This is a genomic window from Nostoc sp., assembly GCF_036917675.1.
Taxonomy (GTDB): Bacteria; Cyanobacteriota; Cyanobacteriia; order Cyanobacteriales; family Nostocaceae; genus Nostoc.
Map to the genome: position 1 here is coordinate 12,132 of NZ_JBALCT010000008.1, position 22,231 is coordinate 34,362.

The following is a 22,231-nucleotide window of genomic DNA, read 5'->3' on the forward strand; positions in this document are numbered from 1 at the left end:
TAGTGCTTCCGCAATAAAACGCAATCACTAGAAAATCTTTACTATGCTTATGTGGATTGGGCAATAGGTAAATTTACCGCAATTAAGTCAAATTGTAGAACCTTTCGGTCAACCTGTCCATCAATCTAGATGCAAACCAATATGAGTGCGATGTCTACGACGGGCTACTCGGCGTCGCAATTCTCTACAGTCCGTAAAAATCTTCATCTAGAATCTGCTCAATTGAAAAAGGACAAACGGCGGGATACTCACTTTCCTGGGATATCCTAACCCCAAACTTGCTCTGGTTTAAAGTTCCTCACCGAAGAGGCAGAGGGGAAGGGAGCTCTTAGCGGGGGGAGCAAGCCCAACACTCTGTGTGGAGCAAACCGGAACATGGGTATGAAGCCCCGTCCTTCCAGGAGCTTAGACGCAAGCCGCCATTCCATGCTCCGTCTCAGTCTCTCCCCCTGCCCCCTGCCCCCTGCCCCCTGCCTCTTTTGACCCGATCATTGGCCATACCATGCAATCCAAGCATAGGTAAAGCTAGCGTCCACAGCTACAAATGAGTTACAAAGGAGCAAACTCCATTACCCTAGATTCCAGCAAGGGTAGCCCTGATTATGGAATTTTCAAATCAATCAAATCAATAAATAATTGGTATTTACCAGAGTAACCAGATATGTTCAATGCCACTGAAATTTTAATTGATGCCTTTGTAGATGAAATTCGAGAAGGCTACCGTCGCACCTATGGCTGCTTCAAAAATGATTATCAGGACATTATCGCTTGGGCTGGTAACATGGCTTTGGAAAACATTGCCAATAGCGACGCTCTTTATCACAATGTTGAACACACCGTCCTTGTAACCCTAGTGGGACAAGAAATCTTACGTGGCAAACACATTAGAGAAGGCGGTGTTTCCAGTGAAGACTGGTTGCATTGTATTATTTCTTTAGTGTGTCATGATATTGGCTACGTTAAGGGAGTTTGCCGACAAGACCGAGAAGCAATAGACTTATATTCCACAGGTAAAAATGGCAGAATGATTTCTGTAGCGTCTGGCGCTTCTGATGCCAGTCTCACACCGTATCATGTTGATAGAGCCAAGCTTTTTATTGATGAGCGTTTTGGAGGTCACAAGTTAATAGATGCTGAGGCAATTAAGAGCAATATTGAATTGACTCGATTTCCTGTGCCTGCGGCAGAAGATCAGCAAGATACAAAGTGCTTTGCAGGAATAGTACGTGCTGCTGATTTGATTGGGCAACTAAGTGACCCGCGTTACTTGAAGAAAATTACTTCTTTATTTTACGAGTTTGAAGAAACTGGTGTAAATAAAGTTTTGGGCTATAAAACCCCTGCCGATTTACGTAATAACTACGCTAAGTTTTACTGGAATGGTGTCTTTCCTTATATTCAAGAGGGACTGCATTATCTATCACTGACACAGCAGGGAAAACAAATTCTGGCTAATCTCTACTCAAATGTGTTTGTTGTAGAACACGAAAAACAACAGCAAGAACAGCAGCAGTATTTAGAGAAGTTAGGGGTTGCCAGTTAGGAGTTAGGAGTAGAGACGCGATGAATCGCGTCTGTTAGGAGTTAGGAGTTGGGAGTTAGGAGTTAGGAATGGGGAGTTAAGAATTATTAATCATGAATGAGTTATGAATTAAGATAAAACTTTGATAACTCATAACTTATAACTCCTAACTACTATGGATTGGTGGGGACGACTGAAGAAAAATCCTTTGGCACGATTTGGGGCAATTTTGCTGTTAGTTTTCTACATAGCAGTAATTGCAGCTGATTTGGTAGCTCCTTATGACCCCTATGCTTCACAGCCTAATGGTTCACTGCTGCCACCAACTAAGATACATTGGGTTTCTCAGTCAGGGCAGTTTATCGGGCCCCATGTTTATCCGACGACTCAGGGGGACACAAATTTAGAAACAGGCGATCGCCAACTCATTGTAGACTTCAAAAAGCCCTCACCCCTGCATCTATTTGTCTCCGGGCCAGAATACCGATTGTTGCAGATGAGTTTGCCATTACCCCCGAAGTGGGATGAAGTCACAATCTTTGCTGGTATTCCCTTAAATTGGCATTTATTTGGGACAACAAGTGGGGTAAAAGTCAACATCTTCGGCACTGATGACCAAGGGCGCGACCAATTTAGTCGCCTCCTGCATGGCGGTCGCATCAGTATGTTTATCGGGATTTTTGGCATTATCATTACCTATCCCCTTGGTTTGCTCATCGGTGGAATTTCTGGTTATTTGGGCGGTGTGACTGATAGCGTGATTATGCGCTTGGCAGAAGTGTTAATGACTTTCCCTAGTATTTATCTTTTGGTGACTTTGGGAGCAGTCTTACCAGCTGGTTTAAGCAGTACCCAGCGCTTTTTGCTGATTGTGGTGATTACTTCGGTTATTAGCTGGGCTGGTTTAGCACGGGTGATTCGCGGACAGGTACTATCAATTAAAGAGCGAGAATTTGTCCAAGCGGCACGCGCAATGGGCGGGAATCCACTTTATATCATCCTCCGCCACGTTTTGCCGCAAACGGCTAGTTATATAGTTATCTCTGCTACTCTTGCAATTCCCAGCTTTATTGGTGCAGAAGCGATACTGAGTCTCATCGGTTTGGGAATTCAACAACCAGACCCCTCTTGGGGCAATATGCTTTCTCTGGCTAGCAATGCTTCAATTTTGGTACTGCAACCTTGGTTAATCTGGCCGCCAGCTGTGCTGATTATCCTCACAGTGTTAGCATTCAACTTACTGGGTGATGGATTGAGAGATGCCCTCGACCCCCGCAGTTTGAGAAGATAAGCTCTTAGAATAGCAAATGCGATCGCCCAAATTAGTCCGCGAAGGCGGACTTTGCCTGTGTAGCCGCGAATTCCATTCGCCTTCTATTAGCTGAAAAAATCCGCTCCTGCTGCAAAACCCAACGGCGAAACAGTTCTACCATAATTCGCCAGCTTCCCTGATTTTGCTCAACGACATCATGACGCTTCAGAGTATTCAGCGCTTCCTCTAAATTGGGGTCGTTCATACCTATAGACTGAGCCAAGACATCCAGACTTAACCCCTCTGGGTGAGGTGGAAGTACTTGTATAATTGTCTGCTGACCATCAGCACCCCGCGCCGCCTGACCCCAAACCCCATCAAAGTAGTAGCGTCCCCGCTTAAAAAACTCAGGGTCATTGATAACTGCTTCCACGTCTTCCACTGTGAAAACTGGCTAGTCGTCCTTGCTCAAAAACAAAGTCATTGTAGCGGCGCACTAATTGAAAACCCACGAGTTCCACTAAATATGGTTGACCATGTGTCAAAACATAAATTTCATCTAAAGCTTACGGGATGTAATCGAGGGGGAAGTCTTCATTACCTGGGTTCCAGGCAGTAAAGAGATAGAATCACGCCTGTTTGAACTAATCAGCCCAGGTACATTTACTAACCTCAAAGGGATAAAAGACAAAGAACGGAGCTTGCGTTCACGAGTACTGACCTTACCAGTCATGGCAGCAATAGTGTTGAGTCTAGTGTATCGACAAGTACAACATCTCACGGATGTATTGCGATCGCTAGAAATAGAAGGATTAATCTGGGTAGAAGCAACGAAAGTCAGTAAACAAGCGTTGTCTCAAAGACATTTGACTAATCTTCTTGACCCACAACAACTTTCGGCACAAGAAATTTGTGATTTATACTGACGACCTTGGCCCATTGAGGAGGCATTTTTATTGACTAAGCGATTGTTGGGCTTGTCCGATCTTTGGGTTGGTGGCACAAACGGTGTACAAATGTAAATATACGCTACTTGGATTTTCTACGCTGTTCTGAATGACTTGTGTGCTGATGTAGCCTACTTTACCGCCGTAGGCATCGCTCTACGACAGCCTATTGAACGCATTTCCGTAGAAATGGTGTTTCGTATCTGATATTTTTTTCACCGCCCACTTTTACTTAACCCTAAGTTACAACTTATTCCTTGGCTTGTGGAACATTATCCTTGGATGGGCTTAGTTAAAGCCGTCCGTCAACGTCACCGATGAACGGCTGCTCACTCTCTTGACATCTGGGCTAATGCCTTAACTTGACACCAATGGCTTTTCGTCCCACCCCACAAGATGGATAATTTATTTCTTGTCAGTCCCTAAAAAGGCTACCGTGTACACACAAGTCTTTCTTGACGCAATTTAGGGTTTATCGAATAGCCTAAGATGTGTATACCGTAGCCTTAAAAAGGAGGAAATTAAGCTCACTCAAGATCGGGCAGGTAACGCATTGGGCTATAAATAAAATTTATATGTATGGAAGTAACAAATCTTAATCAAAGGGATTGACTATGTAATATAAAATTAAATCGCCTTTATTTAGGCAAAATCCCAATAAAAAAATGAATCAGTATTCCGTAACAAGCAGCAGTGTAGTGAAAGAAAAAGCCAGGGAATTGGGCTTTCACAAAGTTGGAATTGCTGCTGTAGATAGGGTAGATGCCACAGAAGCGCAGAGGTTACAAGCATGGATTGAACTGGGTTATCACGCCGATATGGAATGGATGGCTAATCCCAAGCGTCAGGATATCAGCTTAGTGATGCCACAGGCGCGATCGCTAGTCTGTGTGGCGCTAAATTACTACACACCAGATCAACGTCCCGAAGGCGAGGAATATGCGAAAATTTCCCGTTATGGTTGGGGAAGGGATTATCACAAGGTGATAGATAAAAAACTCAAACAGCTATCTACATGGCTAGAATCACTTGATCAAAGCGTACAAGCTCGGTATTATGCAGATACTGGCCCGGTGCAAGATAAAGTGTTAGCTCAACAAGCCGGAATTGGTTGGATTGCCAAAAATGGTAATGTGATTACACCAGAATATGGCTCTTGGGTATTTTTGGGAGAAGTGTTGACCAATTTGGAATTAGAGAGCGATCGCCCGCATACAGAACACTGCGGTAGCTGTACTCTTTGTCTTCAAGCTTGTCCTACGGGTGCAATTACTCAGCCTTTTGTGGTGGATGCTAATCGCTGCATTGCTTATCATACCATTGAAAATCGAGCCGAGGAATTACCAGAGACAATCATACCCCATTTGCAAGGCTGGGTTGCTGGTTGCGATATTTGCCAAGATGTTTGTCCTTGGAATCAACGTTTTGCCAGCACAACTGATATTGCAGAGTTTCAGCCTTATCCTGGGAATATTGCTCCCCAGCTGCTAGAATTAGCCCAAATCTCAGATCAGGAGTGGGATAAACGATTTCCAGCATCTGCCTTGCGGCGGATTAAGCCAGAAATGTTACGACGCAACGCCCTAGCTAATCTTGACGCATCCAGGCGAAAGAATGACCCCGAAAGTAATTATTTTTGATTTTGATGGCACAATTGCTGATACAGTAGATGCCCTTGTAAGTATTGCTAATCGTCTAGCTGTAGACTTTGGTTATAGACAAATAAGCCCAGATCAATTAGCCGTCCTTAAAAACTTCACATCTAGGGAAATTATTAAGTACTCAGGAGTTTCTCTATTTAAGATACCTTTTCTAGTTAAAAAAGTTAAAGGGGAATTAAAAAATAAAATTCCAGAATTAAAGCCCATTCCGGGAATTAAAGAAGCATTAATAGAACTCCAAAATCAAGGATATAAGCTGGGCATTATCACTTCTAATTCTAAAGAAAATGTGACGCAATTCCTGACAATTAATGATTTAAATCACCTATTTGATTTTATCTACTCAGGAATTACAATTTTTGGCAAAACAACCATAATCAATAATGTATTAAGGCAAAATCAACTCCAACCTCAAGAAGTTATTTATGTCGGAGATGAAACCAGAGATATAGAAGCATCAAGAAAAGCAAATATCCAAGTGATTGCAGTGACTTGGGGCTTTAACTCACGAGAAGTATTAGCCAAGCAAAATCCAGATTATTTAATTCAGCAACCTAGCGAACTATTAGAAGTGATGAATGGTTGTTAATTAATCAATCAATATTCAAAAGTAGATAGTGAAAATCTTAACTATTGACGATTTACTAAAACAGTAAGGTGGGCAATGTCTAGCAATGCCCATAACTTCAATTTTAATATTTGTGAGATTGCCCACCCGACAAAATAGTAAGATATCCGGAAAACTTAATTTTTCCGTTCACCCTTTTCCAAAGCTTGTTGTACTAGCTCATCACTGACATTAGTTACACCCTCAGTCGGAGAATTCCCAACTTCCTTTGCTAACTCGAGAAAATCATCAGGATTACCAGTTGACTGGGTTTGGGTTTTTGTCTCTTGTGGTTTAGAGGTTTGATATTTAGGTGCAGTGGCTGCTTCGGCTGCTGCTGCACCTTTACCTGTGCGATCAACTTCACTCACACTAAATTTTTGTGCAGTTGCATAATCAGCATCAAAATTGACAGTTGGCGCTTTTTCTTCACCACTAGCTATGCTATCGGCAGCTAATTGTGCATCCTGGGTGGAAGCTTCATTTAAATTGGGCTTCACTTCTTCATCAGGCATAATTAAAACCTTAGGTAAATTTTTTATTGTTGTGGCAATTCTAGCAAAGTACTATACTGCTTTCTTGCTTCTTGGGGGAGACTTTTACCTCTATTAAAAGGTAGATTAAAGCTGCAATTTTAAATTAATTTAACTCTTTCTATGGGTAGTAGAATCTGATTATCAAACTCTGGTACCACTTAGTTTGGCGTGTAAAATTTCCTTGGAAACAAATTTATGACTGCAAGTTACGATAAAACTATTTCTCAAGCCCAGAGCAATGAAACTCAAAAATTGGTGGATGCGTTTAACGCCTTAGATACTGATGCAAAATTAGCCTGGTTCTATTTAGTTTATAAAAAAATGGGTGACTCGATCACCCCAGCTGCTCCAGCTGCGGCCGAACCAGAGTTAGCACCACTTCTGCTTGGAGATTATTTTGAATTATCAGATGAGCAGCAACTAGATATTATGCGGGATATTGTTAACCGCAAAGATACAGAATATTCCCGTGCTTATGGGGCGATAAAAGAAAACAACCAGCTGTTAGTTTGGTATGCTTGGGCGGTAGCTATGGGAGATACGGTGGTTGATTTGCCAAGCACCTACCAGCCAACTAAAGAAATTAAAGATTTGCTTTCGCAAATTGAAGGATTAGAATTTGAAGAACAAATGTCGGTGTTTCGGACAATAGCTGGTGAAGTGGGTTACACCGATGTTAAGCCGATCGCAACGCAAGCAGAAACTGGGAAAACGCCGAGTTTATAATCAGATCAAAACCGCATTTATCAGCCCTGACGACTAGAAGTAGCACGTCAGTTGCTCATGGGGAGCCACTGCGGTGGACGGGAACACCTGCATAAAGGAGGCAGTGTGTTGGGCGGGTTTCCCGACTTGAAGCAACTGCCGTCAAGTGGCGTGGAAACCCCCAAGACCGCACTGGCTTGGCTGCACAAAGGAAGTTCGCCTACCATGCTAGAATGCTAAGGGCGAACGCGGACTTTAAACAGCAAGGTGATTCAAGTCGGCTGGGGTGAGGTTAGAATGTACTACTTCACCATCACGGAACCAAACGATGCGCCGGGTTTGACGAGCAACTTCTGGTTCATGTGTCACCATGACAACGGTGATTCCACTGGCATTTAGTTCGCCAAAAATATCTAAGACTTCTTGGGTTGTGTGGGAATCAAGTGCGCCTGTGGGTTCATCGGCTAGGAGTACTACGGGACGATTAACGATCGCACGAGCGATCGCTACTCGTTGTTGTTGTCCACCAGATAGTTGAGTTGGTTTGTTGTTGAGGCGATTTGCTAAACCGACTCGTGTCAGTGCAACTGTGGCGCGATCGCTTCTTTCTTTTGGATTTAGGCCAGCATACACCATCGGCAGCATCACATTTTCTAATGCTGTTAGTTGGGGCAATAGGTGGAATTGTTGGAACACAAAACCCAGCTTTTTATTACGGATGTGTGCCAATGAGCGATCGTCCATTTGCGCTACGTCAAGATTATCTAAGTAATAATGTCCAGAAGTAGGACGATCTAGACAACCAATAATATTCATGGCTGTGGATTTACCAGAACCTGAAGGCCCCATGATTGCACAATATTCGCCCTGTTCCACAATTAGGTTGACATCATTCAGCGCTCGGATTTCTGTTTCGCCACTACCATAAATCTTGAAAATGTTTTCTAGTCGAATGATTACTGGTTTCGATACAGGATTTTCAACCAGGGGATCGGTAATTAAAATAGTATTTGCCATAAAAATATAAAGCCACAAACCTAATACCAGTCAGAGTTTTAAAATTTGCCTTTGATTTTTGTTTTCGGAGAGTGATACAAAAAGGATATTTTGGTAATCTTCTAAATTTTGCAGCAGACGGGTATATATTATTGCTAGCTGTGGTAAAGCTTTTAACTGGTTTTTTTAAGTCAGTTAAATTCGCTGCAACCATAGATTCTTACTCGCCTAATTTAGGCATTTTATCAATCTTTGCTTCTATTTGAAGATAAGCTGCATCTAATTTTTTATAAATTTTTCTACTGTCTTTATAAGCTTTGACAACTTTAATACGAAAGAAAAGTAAATCCAGAGTTAGCGCGTCTCAAACCCTATTTACAGGTGGATTCTAGCAGAGTGTTGAGTTTGGGATTTGCTGTTGCTTTTCTTACTTTTCTTGTTCTCAAATCCTGTTGGCATTATTTTGATCTTGCGGCTAGATGGTAAGAGTTCTACCCTAACTCGGATAGTGCCACTTTCAAACCGAGGTTACAGATCAAATAAGTCCGCTTATCAATAGGTTTTGAAATCCGCTAACCCTGATTCGGTATTATAGATAGAGCCGCTTGCAAGAAAAGACAACTTGCCTATTTTTTAATCAACAGCAACTATCACATCTGATGATTTAATCACGGCATGAGCCTGCTTACCTTCTACAAGTCCCAGCGTTTCCGCAGATGATTTTGTGATGATTGACACTAACTCTATTCCTGGTGCCAATTCTAAAGTTACCTCAGTATTAACTGAACCATGCACAACTTTTTTGACAGTACCTTTGAGAGAATTCCGAGCGCTAATTTCCATTTTTTGTGTCTGTTTTACTTAATACTTAAATAAACTAGCATACTTTTAGGCACATTTTTGTAAAGAAAATAAATTAGTTTATATTTCTTAATAAGTGTCAGTGACATAAAGTAAATCTCAGTGTAATATTTCTGTTTGATTAAAGATAATATTCAATGAAAATATTACATCAAAATTGAGCATTTTCAGGTATTGATCATGGGTAAGCATCTCACATTTTAGATATCGCTAGTATTTAGTAGCACAGCCCAGGTTGGTGGTTTTTGCCTCATCTAGTTACGTTTTATAACCGCCATTTTAACGTTAAGTTGAGACTATCTGCGATTAGTCTAGATAATGAAATAAAATTGTAAAAAATGCTGCATTTTCAGTGTTTCTCAAGATTGTTTCTTTATAAATGATTCAGAATTCAAAATTATCAGAGTGATAATATATAACTAAGTTCAATTGTTGCTAGTCAACTTATTACTAGTTGGTTTGTTCAACTAATAGACTTTAGCTACTCGTATAGCATTTTCAAATAATGGTGGGTAATACCCACCATTAAGTTTTGCAAGCAAGTTTATGCTGATAAATAACTTAGGTTTGTGATATTTAAGGAACAATTATGAGTCAAGTAAGCAGGCAAGATTTGAGTGAAGCAACAACCCAATGGCTAATAGCAAAAGGCTATAATACTAGAGATTTAAATCAGCCAGGTGAAAATGGCGATACAGCTTTGATGAAAGCTACAAGAGAGGGAGTTTATGCAGTCGTAAAAGAACTAATTGATGCAGGTGCGGATATCAATGCTCGAAATAGCGATCACAACAATGCTTTGTGGTTTGCTTGTTTTGGTAATCACTACGATTTAATTAATTTACTATTGGCTGTCAACATTAATATTGACAATCAAAATGATAATGGTGCAACTGTTTTAATGTATGCAGCATCAGCCGGAAAGACAGAAGTCGTTAAGTTACTTTTACAGCATCATCCTAACTTAGATTTGAAAAACTTAGACGACTATAAAGCGATGGATTTTGCCAGCAATGTAGAAGTTTTAAGGATACTTAAAAATGCCACAAAGTCAAATATCGGGCAAAGCCTATCATGAAGCTACTAAGCATTCTTACTTATCTGTACAAATTGATCCAAATTATGTAGATGCTTCAACACAGCCATCTCCATTTAAAGTTTATCCAAAATTTTATCGGAGAGTAAAATTAAATCTCAATAATCCTGTTCATTCTTTTATCTCCTTAACCAGTGCAATAACCCTGGAGAAAGTGTATAAAGATGGCCCTTATAAACTGCGAGTGAATCCATCAGCAGGCGCTCTGTACCCCACAGAAGTTTACGTACAGGTTCGCGGTATCGAGGGAATAGTAGATGGTATATATTATCTAGAAGTTGAGAATAATTGTCTAACTCTTATCTATAAATTAATTGATGATGGGTTAGAGAGTTATATTATACCGGGGAAAAGTATCAACGGATTCATCTTTTTAATTAGTTGTGTTTATTATAGGTCTAGCTGGAAATATCAAAATAGAAGCATAAGATATTGCTTATTAGATAGCGGGCATCATTTAGGTGCGATCGCAGCTTCAGCTTTTCTCCACAGCCGAGATATACAATTAATTTTCGACTTTGATAAACTTACGCTCAATTCAGATTTGGGATTTGAGAATAAGGAGTTTATTACTGCTTGTGCGGTGTCAGGAGAAGTACAAGACAAGAAAATCAGACACTTAAGGCTGAAAGTTCCTTTTGTCTGCGGTACTGATTATTTTGAATCTAATCAATTTATTGAAGATGCCTATAAAGCAACTACTCTACAAAAGAGCCGTCAGCAGAAATTAGAGTATCCTCAATTTGACTTTGACAAGGATAAATTTTATCAAACAGTTTGGGATAGACGTTCTATTAGACGTTTCCGGAAAGAGTCTATTTCTCAAGAAGACTATTTATATATAGTGCAGCAACTTCAGCAGCCAATACCGACAGAAAATTATGAGGAAATAGAAATTTACTCAGTGGTGCATCTAGTAGAGGGAATGACACCTGGGTTATATAAAGGTACGTATCTGGTTAAGACGGGTAATTTTAGTGAAAAGACGGGTTACTTATGTATTAATCAGGCTATTGCTAAAGATAGCGCTGTAACTTTATTTTTTGTGTCAGATTATTTAAATTATCAAACTGCTATGCAAATAGCTGGTTTTCTAGGGCAGAGACTTTATTTAACTAGTAATTATTTGGGAATTCAATGTAGTGGAATAGGTGCTTATTATGATGATGAAACCCAGGAATTATTAGAAACAAATAAAGATGTACTTTATGGAATGGTAATTGGAATATAAGCAGGAAGCTAAAGAGAGATGGCTAGAAAGATGTATTACTTTAATGGTGATGACTCACATCCTATGCAACCGACATCGGCAGATATTATACTGCGGCAGCAACTAGAGTATTCTATTAGTAGATACTTTTATGATGCGTGCGATCGCACCATTCAAAATCTTCTATCTAATTGTCGCTGGTATGTCACAACCCATGCCAATGCTCTAACATTAGTAATTGAATGTCCCGATCAAGTTACTAATTGGCGTATTTTGCAACAAATCGTGCCAATGGGGACATTACTCTATGCAATTGTCAGCAGTGCTAAAATCCGTGTTTGTCCGCCAGAGATTCAAGCCGTACCTTTTGAAATGAGGGTAGATGAACTTTCTGTTTATCGGGATTGGGCGTGATTCAATTTTAGATTTTGGATTTTGGATTTTAGATTTGGGATTGTTAACTAAAAGTTGATATTCTGTTTGATAAGTACAGCTACCTCTTCAAAAACCAAATCAGCAGAATGTTTGACAACAGGACTTAACTCCAGTCCAAAATCAAGATTAGCCGCTTCAATTAAATAAACTGTGACATCTTCGGGAAAGTCATTTTTAAAGATTTTCCGTCCGGCGGCTAAAGCATTATCCCAACGAAAATCATGCAAGTTATAACTAGGTTCGGGCATTGCTTCCAGTTCTTTTCCTGGAACTTTAAACACAGCACCTGGTTCTGAACCAGTTGAACTTGCATCAATAATCACTAATTGTTTACTACCTCTAGCTTGAAACATTACTTCCATCCCTGCGGTGCCACAGTCATATACTCGCACATTAGGATAAGGGTTTTCAGCTAGATATTTTTGTAAGCGTTGGGCAATGATAACGCCTACTGCGTCGTCACTGCGATTTAGATTGCCGCAACCGATAATAGTTAGCATGAGATTTAATTGTTTAAGCGGTTGCAAATTCAGTTAAAGCGCGATCGCTTGGAGGATGAAAAGCTAACACAATATCACTTTGAGGAACCCCTGCGTTTAATAATTCGGTGGCGATACCTTCTTCAGTCCAATCTTCTTCGATCCAAATTTTGTTATTCTTAATGCGAATATGTACAGTAATGCCTTTAATTCGGCGATTTTTTTGCCAGCCAAGCTGGAACCATAGATATTGATCGCGTTCATCATCGAGTGCTAAAAGGCTCTCTACGTCGTCATCAGGTGAGCTATTGCAGAGGCGATCATATTCTATGAGAATGTTTTTAATGATGTTTCTATAGTGACTTAGTTTATCCATTGAACTATCACCTCACTTTCTACATCTACAACTATTAACAATAGTTGATTTTGCTGGACTACTATTTTAACTGCTTTTAGCTGGAAAAATTTTTCAGAAGTACTTTGCTTGATTGCTAAATAAAGTTGATATTGAGGTTCTGTAATTTTAATCAGATGTATACACATCTTGATCCAGTAAGAATCTCATGCTCAAATAGATACTAGGCGAATATCTTCAGCTGCCACTAGCGCGATCGCGTATCGTAAGCAGGCACGAATATCCTCAATTTGTAGCTCTGGATAGTAGTCTCGGATAATTTCTTCAAAAGAAAGCCCATCATTGAGTAGTTCAAGAATGCTTTGTACAGTAATGCGTGTTCCTGCTATGCAAGGTTTACCAAAATGAATTTGCGAGTTAACTACAATTTTGTCCATTAACTATAAAGTTAAATGTGTTTCCTCAATTTTAAGATAAACAGTCGCCTTGCTTAACCACTAAGGCGTGTTTTCAAACTTTCTTTTTGCTTCAGCTAATTTGGCAAAGCTGGAGGCGAATATTCAGGAAGGGATGCTGAAATAATTTAGGCTACTCGGATGCCAGCAAACTGCTAGCATAAAGGTAATAATCCACTAGTCGAATAGCACTAGCAAAGGAGGCAGTATGGCAACAATTACCATTCGCAATATATCTGATGAGTTAGTCGATCGCATTAAACGCTTGGCGGGACAAAAGGGAATTTCGATGGAGCAAGAAGTCCGCGATTTGTTGCAAAAACGCTATGGTCAACGTGATGAAGTGCTTACTCGTATTCGTCAACGGGCGGAAGCATTACCGATGGAATCAGAAAGTCGGGCGCAGACTTGGAAATCAGAAGGGCGACCCTGATGGTGATTGATACAATGGTATTTGCCTATGCGCTCTTACACGTAGAGGACTAGTATGAACAGGCGATCGCTGCTTTAGAAACTGTAGATCAGATTGTGGTGCCTGATTCGTTGTTTGCCGAGTTGGGCAATGTGATTTGGCAATGGATACAATTCCGGCAACTACCGTTGCAAATAGGTTTAGATGCGCTGCAAGATGCTGAGGCATTGGTTGATGTAATTATTTCTAGTTCTCAAATTCGGGATGTTGCTCTAAAACTGGCAGTCGATGCAAGTCATTCGTTCTACGATACGTTATTCGTGGCAGCAGCAATTCAAGCTGATACTCAAGTGCTGACTTGTGATCGCAAACTGGCGGCTAAGTTTAGCGATCGCGTTGTATTACTAGAATCAGGTAATTTATGATGGACAGAAGCTTTGTTTGCAAATGACATTCGCAAACAAAGCTTTTTGTCCAAAGTCCAAAATACAGACAAAGCCTCTGAAAAACTAAGTTATCAGCAGGAAACTATAACTCTACACCATGTTTCTTGGCAATTTCAGTAAGTTTCTCAGACTGATGTTGTGATGCTTTAGTTAAGAGTTCTTCAGCCTCTTCTCTAGTACTTCCCTCTTTAGGGATTAAGTACTTGATATAAAGGGATACAAAATCGGCTGCGATCGCTAAACCGGATAAAGCATGTTTGTCAGCTTCTTTACCTGCGATCGCTGCTACTAGACCTGCTCTAATTGGGTCTGGTTTAACTTTCATGAACTGATCGACAAGTTTAGGGATGTAGTCTTCTGGTGGCAAATTATCTAACTTACTTCTATCAGGAGTAAAGTTACATTCTGCGGCTTTTGCCTGCTCTAAAACACACCATTCTATGTATTCTTGCAATCCTGCATCGGGAACGCGAGGGAGATATTCGTGTAGCGCTAAATCAGACACAAGCTTACCTTGTAAATTTCTGTTTTGTTGAAGTGAATTAAGGTAAGCCTAACCCACTATTTCTATCAGTTTTAGTGTGTTACGCTACGAGTTTTGAATATCAGGCATTGGGCATAGTCCATTAGTTATCACCACATTTTTACAAAATTAAAAGAGTTGGTGGGGCGAGCGCATTTTTGGTGTTGTATATTTGTGTAAACAAGGGCACACTATAAAGTAGGTATAAATATATGATTTATTCATGAAACCTACTTTACACAAAGGGCAACTAATCAGATGGAAGGACGATCACGGCTTTGGTTTCATACAACCCGATGATGGTAGTCAAGATGTCTTTTTACACATTACAGGATTCAAAGACGTTAACCGTCGTCCCCAAGTTGGTGATTTCATTTGTTATCAACTAACAGCTAGTAAAGATGGCAAACTACGCGCTTGTAATGCTTCTATTGAAGGAGTTACATCAAAGTTCTCATCTTCTGCCGCACCAAAGAAGTCTGTATCTAGAACTGTAGACAAATCTTTATCATTACCATTACAGACATTACTTCTATCTTTACTACCAGGGTTAGGTTCAATCCATCTTGCACTAACAACTGGCAACCCAATTCCTCTAATTCTTTATCCTGTTATGAGTTTAATTACCTTTAGGCTATATGCCGATGATAAATCTCGTGCACAACAAGGACGATGGAGAAGGCAAGAAAATACTTTGCATCTGTGCGAATTTATGGGTGGTTGGTTAGGTGCATTTGTTGCTCAAGAGAAGCTACGTCACAAAAGCAGCAAAGTTTCTTATCAAGTTGTATTTTGGGTGATAGCAATTCTTCACATCGTATTTTGGTTAGATTGGCTATTTTTTGGTAAGGCGTTGATAAATCTGTTTTTCGGTATTGCTTCTAGAGGATAATTGAATCAAGTCATAGTCTGTAAACTAAGTTTAATCTGGTTGTCGGCAAGGGCTATCGCTCTTGTTGGTGGTATAAGCAGTTAACGTCGCTACCATCAGTCGCTTATTAAGGTGGTGGATGACGACCCAGGAATTCTTCTTCTGCCCGAATCGCTAGCATAATCGCACGATTCATTTTGAGTGCATTAATGATTGCTCGTCCTATAGCTGTTAATCCGATAACTTCTACACCATTCCACTGAAAGTGTTCTTTCCATACTTGTTGACGAGGGTTGAAGATTGGTACTTTTTCTCCTGTTTCTGGATCTTCAACCATTTGTCGGGCAGCCTTACGGAGTGAACAGGACACGCAAGCAAGTGCCAAATTACTTGCTGTTGTTGTACCACCTGCTACCACAGGAGTGATGTGATCGATATGAAATGTAGCTGCTTGACCTGCTTGGGATAAACTGCAATATTCACAGCGTTCAGCTGCTCTTTGGATGACTAATCGACGTAAAGTAACTGAAATCGTTACCATTTATCCCTGCTGCATCACACGCTGCGAACGCAAGTGCAGCAGAGATAAAAATTCTGCCAACTCAACCAGCCCTTCAGCTTCTCGTCGTTCTGCAAGGGTAAGCACTTCGCCTACATCTTGGCGATCTAGCAGAAATTGCAGACGCTCTTGTACAGCTTCAGGAAGTTGAAAGTGAGTCAGTTCAACAGGTATCTCAATAATTTCAGCCATACAAAGTATGTCTAGCAAAATCGCAATTACTTGTAGAGCCAGTGTAACCCAATATGCATTGTGCTAGACGATCTAATATTTGAGAATTAAGCAGTCCGAAAACGCGCTAACTCTTCACCAGTCTTAGCATCATGGGCATGGACTGTACACACCAAACATGAATCAAACGATCGCGCCACATGCCCAACTTCCACCGGATCGCTAGAATCGTAAATGGGTGTCCCAATTAAAGCTTCTTCAATGGGGCCGCGGATTCCTTCACCGTCACGAGGTCCGATATTCCATGTACCAGGGGCAATCACTTGGTAATTCTTAATCTTACCGCCCTCTACTTCCACCCAGTGAGATAAGGAACCCCGCGCTGCTTCAGTTGCACCCCAACCGCGTCCATCTTTTTCTTTGGGTTTGATATACCAAGGGTCGTTTAATTTGAATTCGCGTAAACAGTGTTCAGCTTGACGATATAACTTGACAAGTTCGTGAACTCGTGCTAGCTGACGCACATGAATACTAGCGCCACCCATCTTTTTGAAGACATCAAGGATCAAGCCGTCGTAGTGTTGCCAAGATTCGCCATGTTTACCACCCGCAACTAATTGCCGCGCTAAGGGTCCAGTTTCCAAACGTCCGAAGTCTTTGTGAAGGACTGCACTCGACCAAGAGTAAGCGTTATCGAAATCTTTGGTATTGATTGCAGTCGGTTTAGTGGTGCGATCGCTAGGGTGAATGTCTGCTGTTCCTTCATCGTACCAGGAGTGAGTTGTATTCTCGCGGGTAAATGACTGATCCATTAAGGTGTGAGTGTCTGCGAAGCTGTCGTACACTCCACTTTTCATAATCATCGCCGCATTTCGTCCTTCAATAGTCGGCTTTTGATATTTATCTTCATGGGCTAAATATCCCCAAGTGACATATTTCCCAACACCAGCACCATATCTATCTAGACCGATATCTAAACCCATGCGCCAATAAAAACCTAAGTCAGAATCTCGATGATTTCGGTCTTCATCTAACCAATTCCTGAAGTCATCATAAGTCTGGATTTGTTCGTAGCGTTCCAAAGAACAACCTAACCACACTGGTTCTAACCAATTGGTGCGGAAATATTCGAGAATCGCCCAAGCGCGGGTAATGTCAGTGAGGGTTGGGGCGCACATCACGCCACCAGGCACCATATAACTGCTGTGGCAACTGGTGGTATGCTAAATATGTTCCTGAGTAACTTATTATGTAAAGTGATTTTGCTCAAGGGCAACATTTTATTTTCACCATTTCAGCTTATAAATAAGGGAATATTTAGGGAATGACCGGGCAAAATCAAAACCAGGGTAATTGCGATCGCCAAAATTTAATATCGGAGACATATCCCCCATCTACAGATGAGGATGCAAATGCAGACTCAAGGGACTTTTTCGCCGATATTTTTGCAGATTTTGAGCCGCAGAACACCACAGACGGTAGTTACAGAGGAACAATGGCGAAAATTAAAGCAACAGAATTACACTATCAAGAAGTTTTTGAGCAGAAGTTTGTCGAAGCCAATACTAATTTAAAAAGGGATAGAATTAGAGTCACCATTAAACAAACTGGCAATTCTCTCCAGTTACGGGCTACCCTACCGTTAAAACCAGGCGATGCCTACGGCGGGCAAAGCCAACGCAGTTTAGGCAAGGAAAAAAAGCAGTATGACTTGTCTCTAGGGATACCAGCAAATTTAGAGGGACTGAAAACTGCGATCGAGGAAAGTTACGAGTTGGGTAAATTAATCGCTCGTCACACTTTCGAGTGGAATGAGAAGTATTTAGGAATTAAATCTAGAGAGAAGCAAGAGATAAAAACTATTGGGGAATTATTAGATACATTTGATGAAAAATATTATCAAACCCGTCAGAAAACTATAACCAGTCAAAATACCTTTTCTAACTATATATCTGTAATTAAAAGAAACTTTCCTTTAACAACTTTGTCAACAAAAAATCATTTTGAGGAAATTATTAATTCATTTCAGGGAAATAAAAAAAATGAACTGATTGCGGTAACTTCTGTTTTTATTAAAACCTTTAAGTTGGGATTTATACTTGATGTGAGACGGGATCATGTCACTCCTGCCCATCGAGAAATACCTGACAATGATAAAATACTATCTTCTTTTGACCTATTTGAAAAATTCGCGCTCAATCGCAGAAATACAAATATCACTGATGAAATAGACACCTGGGAAATGTGGCGTTGGGTATATGGAATGTTGGCAACCTTTGGGTTAAGACCAAGGGAATTATTTGTCGAACCAGATATTAATTGGTGGATGTCTCCCCAAAATATAGACCATACTTGGAAAGTCAATAAGAATACAAAGACTGGATATCGAGAAGTTATCCCTTTTGTACCGGAATGGATAGAATTATTTGATTTAAAAAATCCCAAACCATTAAAGATTTTAGAAAAAAAGGTGACAAAAATTGCATCTGTGCAAAATATTAATTGGATGCGGAGAGATATATCCAGATGGTTTAGAAAAGTGGGAATTGAGTTTCAACCCTACGATTTGCGTCATGCTTGCGCGATTCGAGCGCATCTTCAGGGAATACCCATCAAAGCCGCAGCAGACAATTTAGGTCATACTGTTGATGAACATACAAAAACCTACCAGCGTTGGTTTGGCATTGAAAACCGTAAAAAAGCCTTTGGTGAAGTAATTAGTCAAAAGTCGTTAATTGAGTTGCAGAAGAATGAAATATTGGCGCTACGGATGGAGAATGAAAGGTTAAGGTTGGAAGCGGAAAAGTGGAAATTGTTGGGAATTAAAAATCCAAATAAGTCGGAACGGGTTTATCACCACGGCTAAGAATATGAGTATAAATTATCGTTGAAGAATTCCGTATAATACTCCTTTGAGGGGATAGTCATTTTTTGAGCTAAGAATTGTTAGTCACTGTTTGCTTCTGGGTAAACTAACTTAGTGGCTTCACCCAAGTTTTTCTCAACCACTAGCAAAATCTGCACAGTTACTAGCCTAAGAGTATGAAAGTTAACTTGTTCAACTGGCTCGGTGAGATGCTAGGAATTAACGAAATTCGTAAACGCCTAGATAATCTAGAAAATCGTGTATCATCTCTTGAGAATTCAACTGAATTGATACTTAAAGACTTTGGAAACTATAAGAGTAGAACTCATGAAGAGCTAAAACTCATGGAGTCTCAAGTGTCGCGCCTTTTGGATCAAATTGATGATGTTTTATCGACGTTAGACAATGTAGAAGGTATCACGCGAGCCAAAAATCTTCAACGGAGGTTAAGGAATAACTATACACGCATTAAAAAGGCAATGGTGGCGTAAAATGGAAGAAGATTTAATTAAGCGAATTAATGAGACTGGACAACGAGCCGCAAGGCTGAAAGAGCAGACCTCTCAAGAACTCTGGGATCTGGTCATGGAATGTGCATCGATATTGAAAGAAATTCATCCAACTCAACGCAAATTATGGTTGGCAGAGGTTGTGAATGAGCTTTATCAAGTCCAGAAAGGTTTGTGTCCATTGTGTAATACTGAGCTAGATCCTCCGTTAATGCAAGTAGACCACATCATTCCTTTTGCTCATGGAGGGGGTAATGAGCGCAGTAATTTGCAACTTGCTCATAAAACATGCAACAACCAGAAACGAGCAAAAGTAGATATGATGGATTTGCTGAAGTATCTGGAATGCAGGTATATGAATCTTCCTCCGAATCGCAGAATCAGGCTAATTTCCCCATAGCGCGATCGCTGATCTTTTAGTGCGATCGCCGATCTTGTAGGGTGCTTTAATGAAATGTAACGCACCTTTTTGAATTGAAAGAGTCCCTTTCAAACTTTCTGGTCAGATAGAATGAAGAATAGACAATGCTCAAAAAAAGTCGCAAATTGAGGAATCTAATCACAGTCAAAAAATATGCGCCCAAATGTTGACTCTTTTGAAAATAGAACGACTTATGCAAGCCTTGGGTAGAGAAGCTCAAGGTTAAGGCTGGATTTACTTTACAGGTAGTGCTAGTGCCTTATTAATTGGGTGACGTAGTTCTACGATTGATGTTGATATTCGTCTAGATCCTGAACCTCTAGGCATTTTTCAAGTGATCGCCAAACTCAAACAAGAATTGAACATCAATATCGAACTGGCTTCTCCACAGGATTTCTTACCTCCTCTTCCAGGATGGCGTGACAGGAGCGTATTTATTGGCAAACAAGGTCAAATTTCATTCTATCACTATGATTTTACCGCCCAAGCTCTTGCTAAACTATCTAGGGGATTTGACCGTGACATTAAAGACATTGAAGCCATGTATGCACAGAAATTGTTCTCTTTGAATGAGCTACAGAATGGTTTTGAAGCGATTGAACCCGAACTCATCCGATTTCCTTCTCTTAACCCTGATCTGCTTAGAAGCAAAGTGGAGAAATTCATTGAACGTTCTGAAGATAAACCAGAGGAGGATCAATCGTGAATCTCAATGAGTTGCCAGGAGCAGAGATAATCTTGCCTGGATTGAGAGATATTCACAGTGGTGAGTCCAATACAATTGGAGCATTGCTAGTGGCGATCGCAGCCATGCGCTTAACTGAAGCAGGTTTAGATATCCCCAAAAATCACCTAGTTCTAGAGCCAGAGCTAACCTTGTATGCACGTCTCCAAGATGAACGAGAGGATGCTTACCTTTACTATAATGCTTTGCTGAATAGCCTTAATAGCTTTTGTAATGCACTCGAACTAAGTTATGAATATAAGCCGTCTAACTTCACCGTTAAACATCTTTGAGAAAAGCGATCGCTCAATATCCAAACAAAGAAATCAATCATTCAAAATACTCACGCCCGAATCACAGTAATCGCACGTTGATTTTCCGTCACCACAACCTGAGTTGACAAACGTTCTTCCATTGGTAGGGCATTTTTACGCCTGTCAAACACAAATAACCAACCAAAATCCAACCCCAAACGCCCTAAATATGATTCTAATTGCTCAATACCCTCAGTTTGGGGGTCACGCTTTTTCTCGCGCCATACCTTTAACTCCATACCTAACGTTACATCCTTGTAACGCAGACATAAATCCATTCTGTCACTACCAATTGCATATTCCCTCTCCAGGTTCCACCACCGTTAACAACACGATGCAAGAAAGCCATTAATACGATATGCGGTGCGATTTCATGATAGCCAGTACTACCTAATAACGGTTCCCCATGCTGTCGCCAAAACTTGAGAAATGCTTCTAGCAAGGCATCTATATTTAACTCTCCTTCTGGGGTTAACCAAGTTGATGCAATCACTGGTAGGGAAGCCATTGGTGTCACAGTTAATACCCTGGGTAAAACTTCCCGATAAATTGGATTAGCAATGGTTAATCCACCTTGGGGGTGCATTTTACACAAACCCAAATCAATCACAAATTGAATATCATCATTGGGTATATCCCCCAATTTGAAACCCGCTAACATTGGCTCGATAATCGCTTTTATCCTGGGTTCTCGTAAGCGTTCAGCTAAACTATCAAAATGAGTATCTTGACGGGCAATCAATATTTTCTTTGCCTGGAAAATATGTTCTTTTGTAATAGAAATACTTCTATATTTAACCATTTTTTCCACAACTTCTTTAGCAAGAGCATTAACTAACCAAGGTTGTCCCTGGGTTAAATCAAAGGCTGTTGCTGTGGCTTCTGGAGTGAACATTTGTCCTGTTTCTTCTGTATGTTGTTGGTATAGTTCTTGCACCTCTGCGGCATTAAAATTTCTCAGGGTAATCGAACTGACTTTAATATTAAAAGGACTGGATGTGTTTAATCTGTCACTACCACCTGATGCAACCTTATAATCCCGCACATCGCGTAAACCAATTAATCCTACGGACGAGGGAAAATTTTCTGGACGATTGGGAAAACCATCTCGTAATTGGCGTAAAACTGAAATTAGTGTTTGGTCTTGTAGGGAGTCAATTTCATCAATAAATAATACCAAAGGTTGGGGGGAAGACTGTGCCCAAGCCTGCAAAAAAGCCCTAATTCTCCGTCCTGGTTCTTCTTTTTGCCCTTGCCTAACAGGTGGTTGCAATTCATTGGGTAATCGGGAAAGTTTC

At 40.5% G+C, this 22,231-nt stretch carries 28 protein-coding genes and 3 pseudogenes; 18 read left to right on the top strand and 13 right to left on the bottom strand.

Annotated elements, in window-relative coordinates; genetic code table 11:
- Window positions 1-661: 661 nt before the first annotated feature.
- Both V7K31_RS02760 and V7K31_RS02765 read left to right on the top strand, forming a co-directional pair.
- Window positions 662-1,543 (top strand): Npun_R2479 family HD domain-containing metalloprotein, encoded by an 882-nt coding sequence (locus V7K31_RS02760; protein WP_335092452.1) that lies wholly within the window; start codon window positions 662-664, stop codon window positions 1,541-1,543.
- Window positions 1,544-1,697: 154 nt separating this feature from the next.
- Window positions 1,698-2,813, top strand: coding sequence for an ABC transporter permease (locus V7K31_RS02765; protein ID WP_335092453.1), 1,116 nt, complete (start codon window positions 1,698-1,700; stop codon window positions 2,811-2,813).
- Between the two features lie 31 nt (window positions 2,814-2,844).
- On the opposite strand, the gene V7K31_RS02770 is transcribed toward V7K31_RS02765, so the two are convergent.
- A complete protein-coding gene (locus V7K31_RS02770; protein WP_335092454.1) occupies window positions 2,845-3,216 on the bottom strand; it encodes a hypothetical protein in 372 nt (123 codons plus the stop codon).
- Window positions 3,217-3,637: 421 nt separating this feature from the next.
- Between V7K31_RS02770 and V7K31_RS31760 the strand changes: the two are divergent.
- From V7K31_RS31760 to V7K31_RS02785, 3 genes and pseudogenes are all read left to right on the top strand, one after another.
- Window positions 3,638-4,042 (top strand): annotated as a pseudogene (locus V7K31_RS31760) (IS4 family transposase); the annotation flags it as partial.
- Window positions 4,043-4,386: 344 nt separating this feature from the next.
- Window positions 4,387-5,361, top strand: coding sequence for a tRNA epoxyqueuosine(34) reductase QueG (gene queG / locus V7K31_RS02780; protein WP_335092456.1), 975 nt, complete (start codon window positions 4,387-4,389; stop codon window positions 5,359-5,361).
- Window positions 5,336-5,971 carry an HAD-IA family hydrolase gene (locus V7K31_RS02785; RefSeq protein ID WP_335092457.1) on the top strand — a complete coding sequence of 212 codons (636 nt, stop codon included), beginning with the start codon at window positions 5,336-5,338 and terminating at the stop codon, window positions 5,969-5,971. The genes queG and V7K31_RS02785 overlap by 26 nt, the downstream gene beginning before the upstream one ends.
- Window positions 5,972-6,126: 155 nt before the next feature.
- Here the strand turns inward: V7K31_RS02785 and V7K31_RS02790 are convergent, their stop codons facing one another.
- The gene (locus tag V7K31_RS02790; protein ID WP_335092458.1) at window positions 6,127-6,504 is read right to left on the bottom strand and encodes a hypothetical protein; all 378 of its coding nucleotides are present in this window, start codon (window positions 6,502-6,504) and stop codon (window positions 6,127-6,129) included.
- 216 nt (window positions 6,505-6,720) lie between these two features.
- Here V7K31_RS02790 and V7K31_RS02795 point away from each other — a divergent pair, with 216 nt between their 5' ends.
- Both V7K31_RS02795 and V7K31_RS02800 read left to right on the top strand, forming a co-directional pair.
- Window positions 6,721-7,251, top strand: coding sequence for an orange carotenoid protein N-terminal domain-containing protein (locus V7K31_RS02795; RefSeq protein ID WP_334826795.1), 531 nt, complete (start codon window positions 6,721-6,723; stop codon window positions 7,249-7,251).
- A gap of 57 nt (window positions 7,252-7,308) precedes the next feature.
- A complete protein-coding gene (locus V7K31_RS02800) occupies window positions 7,309-7,470 on the top strand; it encodes a hypothetical protein (protein WP_335092459.1) in 162 nt (53 codons plus the stop codon).
- Between the two features lie 15 nt (window positions 7,471-7,485).
- Here V7K31_RS02800 and V7K31_RS02805 read toward each other — a convergent pair whose 3' ends face one another.
- Together V7K31_RS02805 and V7K31_RS02810 are read right to left on the bottom strand one after the other, a co-directional pair.
- Window positions 7,486-8,247: an ABC transporter ATP-binding protein gene (locus V7K31_RS02805; protein WP_335092461.1), complete on the bottom strand. Its 762-nt coding sequence runs from the start codon at window positions 8,245-8,247 to the stop codon at window positions 7,486-7,488.
- A gap of 612 nt (window positions 8,248-8,859) precedes the next feature.
- The gene (locus V7K31_RS02810) at window positions 8,860-9,069 is read right to left on the bottom strand and encodes a TOBE domain-containing protein (protein ID WP_334943549.1); all 210 of its coding nucleotides are present in this window, start codon (window positions 9,067-9,069) and stop codon (window positions 8,860-8,862) included.
- A gap of 607 nt (window positions 9,070-9,676) precedes the next feature.
- Between V7K31_RS02810 and V7K31_RS02815 the strand changes: the two genes are divergently transcribed.
- From V7K31_RS02815 to V7K31_RS02825, 3 genes are read left to right on the top strand one after another with little or no spacing between them, the layout of a single operon-like run.
- A complete protein-coding gene (locus tag V7K31_RS02815; protein ID WP_335092462.1) occupies window positions 9,677-10,165 on the top strand; it encodes an ankyrin repeat domain-containing protein in 489 nt (162 codons plus the stop codon).
- A complete protein-coding gene (locus V7K31_RS02820) occupies window positions 10,128-11,414 on the top strand; it encodes a SagB/ThcOx family dehydrogenase (protein WP_335092463.1) in 1,287 nt (428 codons plus the stop codon). Before V7K31_RS02815 ends, V7K31_RS02820 begins: the two co-directional genes overlap by 38 nt.
- A gap of 18 nt (window positions 11,415-11,432) precedes the next feature.
- Complete coding sequence (locus V7K31_RS02825) at window positions 11,433-11,807, top strand: hypothetical protein (protein WP_335092464.1); 375 nt, start codon at window positions 11,433-11,435, stop codon at window positions 11,805-11,807.
- Between the two features lie 47 nt (window positions 11,808-11,854).
- On the opposite strand, the gene V7K31_RS02830 is transcribed toward V7K31_RS02825, so the two are convergent.
- From V7K31_RS02830 to V7K31_RS02840, 4 genes are read right to left on the bottom strand one after another with little or no spacing between them, the layout of a single operon-like run.
- The gene (locus V7K31_RS02830) at window positions 11,855-12,328 is read right to left on the bottom strand and encodes a hydrogenase maturation protease (RefSeq protein ID WP_335092466.1); all 474 of its coding nucleotides are present in this window, start codon (window positions 12,326-12,328) and stop codon (window positions 11,855-11,857) included.
- A 13-nt stretch (window positions 12,329-12,341) separates the two neighbouring features.
- Complete coding sequence (locus V7K31_RS02835; RefSeq protein ID WP_335092468.1) at window positions 12,342-12,683, bottom strand: XisI protein; 342 nt, start codon at window positions 12,681-12,683, stop codon at window positions 12,342-12,344.
- Window positions 12,671-12,850 carry an element excision factor XisH family protein gene (locus tag V7K31_RS31765; protein WP_442941197.1) on the bottom strand — a complete coding sequence of 60 codons (180 nt, stop codon included), beginning with the start codon at window positions 12,848-12,850 and terminating at the stop codon, window positions 12,671-12,673. Before V7K31_RS31765 ends, V7K31_RS02835 begins: the two co-directional genes overlap by 13 nt.
- A 24-nt stretch (window positions 12,851-12,874) precedes the next feature.
- On the bottom strand, window positions 12,875-13,099 hold the full coding sequence (locus V7K31_RS02840) for a DUF433 domain-containing protein (RefSeq protein WP_335092470.1): 225 nt from the start codon (window positions 13,097-13,099) through the stop codon (window positions 12,875-12,877).
- A gap of 226 nt (window positions 13,100-13,325) precedes the next feature.
- Here V7K31_RS02840 and V7K31_RS02845 point away from each other — a divergent pair, with 226 nt between their 5' ends.
- Window positions 13,326-13,550, top strand: coding sequence for a FitA-like ribbon-helix-helix domain-containing protein (locus V7K31_RS02845; protein WP_335092471.1), 225 nt, complete (start codon window positions 13,326-13,328; stop codon window positions 13,548-13,550).
- A gap of 65 nt (window positions 13,551-13,615) precedes the next feature.
- Window positions 13,616-13,954: a type II toxin-antitoxin system VapC family toxin gene (locus V7K31_RS02850; RefSeq protein WP_335092505.1), complete on the top strand. Its 339-nt coding sequence runs from the start codon at window positions 13,616-13,618 to the stop codon at window positions 13,952-13,954.
- A gap of 103 nt (window positions 13,955-14,057) precedes the next feature.
- Here V7K31_RS02850 and V7K31_RS02855 read toward each other — a convergent pair whose 3' ends face one another.
- Window positions 14,058-14,480 (bottom strand): hypothetical protein, encoded by a 423-nt coding sequence (locus V7K31_RS02855; protein WP_335092472.1) that lies wholly within the window; start codon window positions 14,478-14,480, stop codon window positions 14,058-14,060.
- A 241-nt stretch (window positions 14,481-14,721) separates the two neighbouring features.
- On the opposite strand from V7K31_RS02855, the gene V7K31_RS02860 reads away from it, so the two are divergent.
- The gene (locus V7K31_RS02860; RefSeq protein ID WP_335092473.1) at window positions 14,722-15,390 is read left to right on the top strand and encodes a DUF1294 domain-containing protein; all 669 of its coding nucleotides are present in this window, start codon (window positions 14,722-14,724) and stop codon (window positions 15,388-15,390) included.
- A 106-nt stretch (window positions 15,391-15,496) separates the two neighbouring features.
- Here V7K31_RS02860 and V7K31_RS02865 read toward each other — a convergent pair whose 3' ends face one another.
- From V7K31_RS02865 to V7K31_RS02875, 3 genes and pseudogenes are all read right to left on the bottom strand, one after another.
- Window positions 15,497-15,910, bottom strand: coding sequence for an HNH endonuclease (locus tag V7K31_RS02865; RefSeq protein ID WP_335092475.1), 414 nt, complete (start codon window positions 15,908-15,910; stop codon window positions 15,497-15,499).
- Window positions 15,911-16,120: a hypothetical protein gene (locus V7K31_RS02870; protein WP_335092476.1), complete on the bottom strand. Its 210-nt coding sequence runs from the start codon at window positions 16,118-16,120 to the stop codon at window positions 15,911-15,913. It abuts the gene before it with no gap.
- 86 nt (window positions 16,121-16,206) lie between these two features.
- A pseudogene (locus V7K31_RS02875) lies at window positions 16,207-17,307 on the bottom strand (nickel-dependent hydrogenase large subunit); the annotation flags it as partial.
- 116 nt (window positions 17,308-17,423) lie between these two features.
- Between V7K31_RS02875 and V7K31_RS02880 the strand changes: the two are divergent.
- The 5 genes from V7K31_RS02880 to V7K31_RS02900 all read left to right on the top strand — a co-directional run bounded on the left by V7K31_RS02880 (window position 17,424) and on the right by V7K31_RS02900 (window position 20,912).
- Window positions 17,424-18,965 carry a site-specific integrase gene (locus V7K31_RS02880; RefSeq protein ID WP_335092477.1) on the top strand — a complete coding sequence of 514 codons (1,542 nt, stop codon included), beginning with the start codon at window positions 17,424-17,426 and terminating at the stop codon, window positions 18,963-18,965.
- A gap of 176 nt (window positions 18,966-19,141) precedes the next feature.
- On the top strand, window positions 19,142-19,456 hold the full coding sequence (locus tag V7K31_RS02885; protein WP_335092478.1) for a hypothetical protein: 315 nt from the start codon (window positions 19,142-19,144) through the stop codon (window positions 19,454-19,456).
- Window position 19,457: 1 nt separating this feature from the next.
- Window positions 19,458-19,874 (top strand): HNH endonuclease, encoded by a 417-nt coding sequence (locus tag V7K31_RS02890; RefSeq protein WP_335092479.1) that lies wholly within the window; start codon window positions 19,458-19,460, stop codon window positions 19,872-19,874.
- A gap of 355 nt (window positions 19,875-20,229) precedes the next feature.
- On the top strand, window positions 20,230-20,601 hold the full coding sequence (locus V7K31_RS02895; protein WP_335092480.1) for a DUF6036 family nucleotidyltransferase: 372 nt from the start codon (window positions 20,230-20,232) through the stop codon (window positions 20,599-20,601).
- Window positions 20,598-20,912, top strand: a complete 315-nt coding sequence (locus V7K31_RS02900) for a hypothetical protein (protein ID WP_335092481.1) — start codon at window positions 20,598-20,600, stop codon at window positions 20,910-20,912. Before V7K31_RS02895 ends, V7K31_RS02900 begins: the two co-directional genes overlap by 4 nt.
- A 50-nt stretch (window positions 20,913-20,962) precedes the next feature.
- Here V7K31_RS02900 and V7K31_RS02905 read toward each other — a convergent pair.
- Window positions 20,963-22,221: pseudogene (locus V7K31_RS02905) on the bottom strand (ATP-binding protein); the annotation flags it as partial.
- Window positions 22,222-22,231 lie beyond the last annotated feature (10 nt).

Excerpts from the sequence above, each read along its gene's own strand:
- V7K31_RS02800 (WP_335092459.1), top strand. The coding sequence starts at position 7,309 with ATGGGGAGCCACTGCGGTGGACGGGAACACCTGCATAAAGGAGGCAGT.
- V7K31_RS02790 (WP_335092458.1), bottom strand. The coding sequence starts at position 6,504 with ATGCCTGATGAAGAAGTGAAGCCCAATTTAAATGAAGCTTCCACCCAG.
- V7K31_RS02860 (WP_335092473.1), top strand. The coding sequence starts at position 14,722 with ATGAAACCTACTTTACACAAAGGGCAACTAATCAGATGGAAGGACGAT.
- V7K31_RS02885 (WP_335092478.1), top strand. The coding sequence starts at position 19,142 with ATGAAAGTTAACTTGTTCAACTGGCTCGGTGAGATGCTAGGAATTAAC.
- V7K31_RS02840 (WP_335092470.1), bottom strand. The coding sequence starts at position 13,099 with ATGGACAAAATTGTAGTTAACTCGCAAATTCATTTTGGTAAACCTTGC.
- V7K31_RS02865 (WP_335092475.1), bottom strand. The coding sequence starts at position 15,910 with ATGGTAACGATTTCAGTTACTTTACGTCGATTAGTCATCCAAAGAGCA.
- V7K31_RS02820 (WP_335092463.1), top strand. The coding sequence starts at position 10,128 with ATGCCACAAAGTCAAATATCGGGCAAAGCCTATCATGAAGCTACTAAG.
- V7K31_RS02815 (WP_335092462.1), top strand. The coding sequence starts at position 9,677 with ATGAGTCAAGTAAGCAGGCAAGATTTGAGTGAAGCAACAACCCAATGG.
- V7K31_RS02835 (WP_335092468.1), bottom strand. The coding sequence starts at position 12,683 with ATGGATAAACTAAGTCACTATAGAAACATCATTAAAAACATTCTCATA.
- V7K31_RS02845 (WP_335092471.1), top strand. The coding sequence starts at position 13,326 with ATGGCAACAATTACCATTCGCAATATATCTGATGAGTTAGTCGATCGC.
- V7K31_RS02805 (WP_335092461.1), bottom strand. The coding sequence starts at position 8,247 with ATGGCAAATACTATTTTAATTACCGATCCCCTGGTTGAAAATCCTGTA.
- V7K31_RS02880 (WP_335092477.1), top strand. The coding sequence starts at position 17,424 with ATGACCGGGCAAAATCAAAACCAGGGTAATTGCGATCGCCAAAATTTA.
- V7K31_RS31765 (WP_442941197.1), bottom strand. The coding sequence starts at position 12,850 with ATGTGTATACATCTGATTAAAATTACAGAACCTCAATATCAACTTTAT.
- queG (WP_335092456.1), top strand. The coding sequence starts at position 4,387 with ATGAATCAGTATTCCGTAACAAGCAGCAGTGTAGTGAAAGAAAAAGCC.
- V7K31_RS02765 (WP_335092453.1), top strand. The coding sequence starts at position 1,698 with ATGGATTGGTGGGGACGACTGAAGAAAAATCCTTTGGCACGATTTGGG.
- V7K31_RS02890 (WP_335092479.1), top strand. The coding sequence starts at position 19,458 with ATGGAAGAAGATTTAATTAAGCGAATTAATGAGACTGGACAACGAGCC.
- V7K31_RS02760 (WP_335092452.1), top strand. The coding sequence starts at position 662 with ATGTTCAATGCCACTGAAATTTTAATTGATGCCTTTGTAGATGAAATT.
- V7K31_RS02825 (WP_335092464.1), top strand. The coding sequence starts at position 11,433 with ATGGCTAGAAAGATGTATTACTTTAATGGTGATGACTCACATCCTATG.
- V7K31_RS02870 (WP_335092476.1), bottom strand. The coding sequence starts at position 16,120 with ATGGCTGAAATTATTGAGATACCTGTTGAACTGACTCACTTTCAACTT.
- V7K31_RS02810 (WP_334943549.1), bottom strand. The coding sequence starts at position 9,069 with ATGGAAATTAGCGCTCGGAATTCTCTCAAAGGTACTGTCAAAAAAGTT.
- V7K31_RS02830 (WP_335092466.1), bottom strand. The coding sequence starts at position 12,328 with ATGCTAACTATTATCGGTTGCGGCAATCTAAATCGCAGTGACGACGCA.
- V7K31_RS02795 (WP_334826795.1), top strand. The coding sequence starts at position 6,721 with ATGACTGCAAGTTACGATAAAACTATTTCTCAAGCCCAGAGCAATGAA.
- V7K31_RS02785 (WP_335092457.1), top strand. The coding sequence starts at position 5,336 with ATGACCCCGAAAGTAATTATTTTTGATTTTGATGGCACAATTGCTGAT.